Source organism: Microbacterium sp. Bi128 (assembly GCF_918698205.1).
In genome coordinates, this window is record NZ_CAKKMM010000397.1 from 1 (window position 1) to 4041 (window position 4041).

At 68.4% G+C, this 4041-nt stretch carries 3 protein-coding genes; 2 read left to right on the forward strand and 1 reads right to left on the reverse strand.

The window, feature by feature from the left end; genetic code table 11:
• Nucleotides 1-964 (forward strand): putative PEP-binding protein (locus LQV45_RS19755; RefSeq protein WP_308288901.1); only part of this gene is annotated, 964 nt, incomplete at its 5' end.
• On the opposite strand, the gene LQV45_RS19760 is transcribed toward LQV45_RS19755, so the two are convergent.
• On the reverse strand, nucleotides 965-2914 hold the full coding sequence (locus LQV45_RS19760; protein WP_230008468.1) for a heavy metal translocating P-type ATPase: 1950 nt from the start codon (nucleotides 2912-2914) through the stop codon (nucleotides 965-967).
• Between the two features lie 169 nt (nucleotides 2915-3083).
• Here LQV45_RS19760 and LQV45_RS19765 point away from each other — a divergent pair.
• A partial coding sequence (locus LQV45_RS19765; protein ID WP_230008469.1) for an SDR family oxidoreductase occupies nucleotides 3084-4041 on the forward strand: 958 nt, incomplete at its 3' end.

Genomic DNA, 4041 nt, shown 5'->3' on the forward strand with positions numbered 1-4041 from the left:
GGTCAACATCGCCAGCCCGGCCGCGGCCTTCCAGTGGTGGCGGCTGCCGGCGGACGGCGTCGGGCTTGCCCGGATGGAATTCATCATCAGCAGCCTGATCCGCGTCCATCCCATGGCGCTTGTCCACCCGGAACGGGTCACGGATCCCGCCGAGGCGCACCAGATCCGGGAGCTGGCGCAGGGGTATGCGGACCCGGCCGAGTACTTCGTGGACGCCCTGTCGCTGGGGATCGCCAAGATCGCCGCGCCGTATTATCCGCGCCCCGTGATTGTCCGGCTCAGCGACTTCAAGACCAACGAATACGCCCACCTGCTCGGCGGGGCCGCCTTCGAGGAACCGGAAGAGAATCCCATGCTCGGGTTCCGCGGCGCCTCGCGCTACTACGACCCCCGCTACCGCGAGGGGTTCGCGCTCGAATGCGCCGCGCTCAAACGGGTCCGCGAGAAGCTCGGTTTCACCAACGTGATTGTCATGGTGCCGTTTTGCCGCACGCCGCAGGAGGCGGACAAAGTCCTGGCCGTGATGGCCGAGCACGGTTTGGTCCGCGGCAGCAACGGGCTGCAGGTGTACATGATGTGCGAAATCCCGTCCAACGTGGTCCTGGCCGAGAAGTTCGCCACCCGCTTCGACGGGTTCTCGATCGGCTCCAACGACCTCACCCAGCTGGTCCTGGGTGTGGACCGTGACTCCGGCCAGCTCGCGGCGCTCTTCGATGAGCGGGACGAGGCCGTGATGGCGATGATCAGCGAGGCCATCCGCAAGGCCCACGCCGCCGGGATCAAGATCGGCATTTGCGGGCAGGGACCGAGCAACCACCCGGAGTTCGCCGCGTTCCTGGTGCGCGAAGGGATCGACTCGATCTCCCTGAACCCGGACAGCTACCTCAAGACCGTGCCGCGGATCGCGGCAGCGGAGACAGAGTCAGCCGTCGCGGCAGCGGAGACAGAATCAGCCAGGAAATAGTCATCCCGGTAGCGGGGCCTGCCGCGCGCTTTCCCGGGACCGCACCGGGCTGGCGGCGCCGTGGCGGCCGGGGCCGAGTGAACGCAGGGCATTGAGGATCGTGGCGAGGTCCACCAGTTCCTGGGACAGGGCGCCGGCGATGGCCGGCACGTAGCCCGCGGCCGCGGCCAGCATGAGGGCCACGCTCAGGCCGATGCCGATCCAGATGCTCTGCAGGGCCACCTGCACGGTGCGTTGCCCGATCCGGACGGCGGTCCCCACCTTGGAGAGATCATCGAGGATGATCACGACGTCGGCCGACTCGCCGGCCGCCGTCGAGCCGCGGGCGCCCATGGCGATTCCGACGTCGGCGACCGCCAGGACGGGGGCATCGTTGACGCCGTCGCCGACCATCATGACCGGACGGTCCGGCAGCGACCTGATGGCCTCGACCTTGTCCCGCGGCAGGCACTCGGCGCGGACGTCGGTGAGCCCTGCCTCGTCCGCGATGTGCCGGGCCGTGGCGAGCGCGTCACCGGTCAGCATGACCGTTCGGCGTACGCCCAGGGCCTTGAGGTCGGCGAGGGTGCGGCGGGTCTCTTTGCGAATGGGATCGCTCATCACCAGGGCGCCCACGAATTTTCCGCCGGCACCGACGTAGATGGCGAGCTCGCCGCTGGCCAGCCCCGCCTCCACCACGCCGGACGCCCACTCTGCGACGAACGCGGGCTTGCCCACCACCACGTCCTGGCCGTCGAACCTGGCGCGGACCCCGTGGGTGGCGAATTCGGTGGCTTCGGTGGCGGCCGCGAAGGGCAGGGCCCGGTTCCGGGCGGCCTCCATCACCGAGGCGGCCAGGACATGTGAGGAATACTGTTCCGCGGACGCCGCCAACTGCAGGACCTCGTCCTCTGCGAGGGGCCCGGCGGTCCGGATACGCAGCAGGGACGGGCGGCCGTACGTGAGGGTTCCCGTCTTGTCGAAGGCGGCCGTCTTGATCCGGCTCAGCTGTTCCAGCACCCCGGCGTACTTGACGATGACACCGGAGTGCGCGGCGCGGCTCATGCCACCGAGGAACGCCACCGGCGCTGCGATCAGCAGGGGGCACGGCGTGGCCACCACCAGGACCTCCGCGAAGCGTTCCGGGCTGCCGCTGATGATCCAGCCCACGGCGCCGAGCACGTAGGCGAGGGCCGTGAACGGCACGGCATAGCGGTCCGCGAGCCGGACCATGGGCGCCTTGCTGTCCGCCGCCTCCTGCACGAGGGCGACGATCCGGCTGTACTGCGAATCCTCCATGCGCGCCGTGACCCGCATCCGGACCGCGGCCTCACCGTTCAGCGAACCGCTCATGAGCCCGTCCCCGGCGGACCGCTCCACCGGCAGGCTCTCCCCGGTGAGCGAGGACTCATCGAAAGAGCCTGACTCGGAGAGCAGGACGCCGTCCAGCGGGACCACCTCGCCGGGCCTGACCAGCAGGACGTCCCCGATCTCGACGTCGGCGGCCGCCACGTCCTCGTGTTGGCTCTCCGTTGAGGTTCCGGCTGTGTGCGTTCCGGCGGTGTTGGTTCCGGCTGTGTTGGTTCCGGCGGCGGGGGAGCCGTTGCGCTCCCGGTGGGCCGTCTGCGGGACGCGTTCGAGCAATGCGGTGAGTTCGCCCTTGGCCCTGCTGGCGGCGTAGTCCTCAAGGGCAGTGCCGCCCGCAAGCATGAGTACGACGATCATCGAGGCGATGTATTCGCCCACCAGCACGGTGCTGACGATTGCGGTGACGGCCAGGATGTCGATGCCGAACTGGCCGCCTGCGAGCCGGCGCGCCATCCCGACGGCGAGGTAGGCCGCCACAGCCAGGGCATAGACGCTCGCAGCAGCCCGGGCTATGCCTTCCTGCCCGGAGAACAGCAAGACCAGCACCGCCAGCAGGACGACGAGGGTCCCGGCCACGAGCGGATACCGGAGTACGAATTTCACGGATGTTCCGCCTTAGCTTCGTATCAGTTTTGGCGTCTCCCTGAATCCTACTGCGCGGCCGCGCCCGGCTTGCCGGGGACGGCCTCCCGGACCGTCCCCGGACCCCGGCATGAGAGGCTGGAAGAGCATCCGTCCCGATCAAGCGGGCCGGCGCGCAGGGACCCGATACATGCAATGGGCGCGGCGCAGCACAAGCGATGCCAGGAGGAATGACGTGCGAAGCAGCTCAGAGACCGTCGACACCCGGACCGCCCTGGTGGTGGGGGCAAGCGGAATTGCCGGATCCGCCCTGGTGGACAGGCTCGCCGAGGAGGGCTGGGACGTGGTGGGGCTCTCCCGCAATCCCCTTCGCCGCCGTGACGTGCGCCATGTGAGCGCGGACCTGACATCCGTGGAGAACCTGCGCGAGGCCCTGGCAGGTGTTTCGCCCACCCATGTGTTCTACACCGCCTGGTCCAGGCGGAAGACCGAACAAGAGAACATCGACACAAACGCGGGCATGCTGCGGAACGTCCTCGCCAGCCTCAACGGCAAGCCTGTGAAGCACGTCGCCCTCATGACCGGGCTGAAGCACTATCTGGGCCCGTTTGAGGCGTATGCGGCCGGGGAAATGCCGGACACCCCCTTTCGGGAGAGCGAGCCGAGGCTGCCGACGCCGAACTTCTACTACGCCCAGGAAGACGAGTTGTGGGCTGCGGCCGCGAAGCAGGGCTTTGGCTGGTCCGTGCACCGGGCGCATACGGTGATCGGACATGCGGTCGGGAACGCCATGAACATGGGGCTCACCCTCGCCGTTCAGGCATCCATCTGTAAGGACCTGGGCCAACCGTTCATCTTCCCGGGCTCCGAGACGCAGTGGAACAGCCTCACGGACATGACCGACAGCGGACTGCTGGCGGACCACATGATCTGGGCGGCCACAGCGGACAACGTTGGCGACCAGGCCTACAACATCGTCAACGGCGATGTCTTCCGCTGGCGGCGCATGTGGCCTGCGCTGGCCGACTACTTCGGGGTCGAGCCGGTAGGTTACAGCAACGAACCGCGGCCGTTGGAGCAGCAAATGCGCGGCATGGAAGGCGTGTGGTCGGCCATCGCCGCCCGCCATGGGCTGGCCGAACCCGACC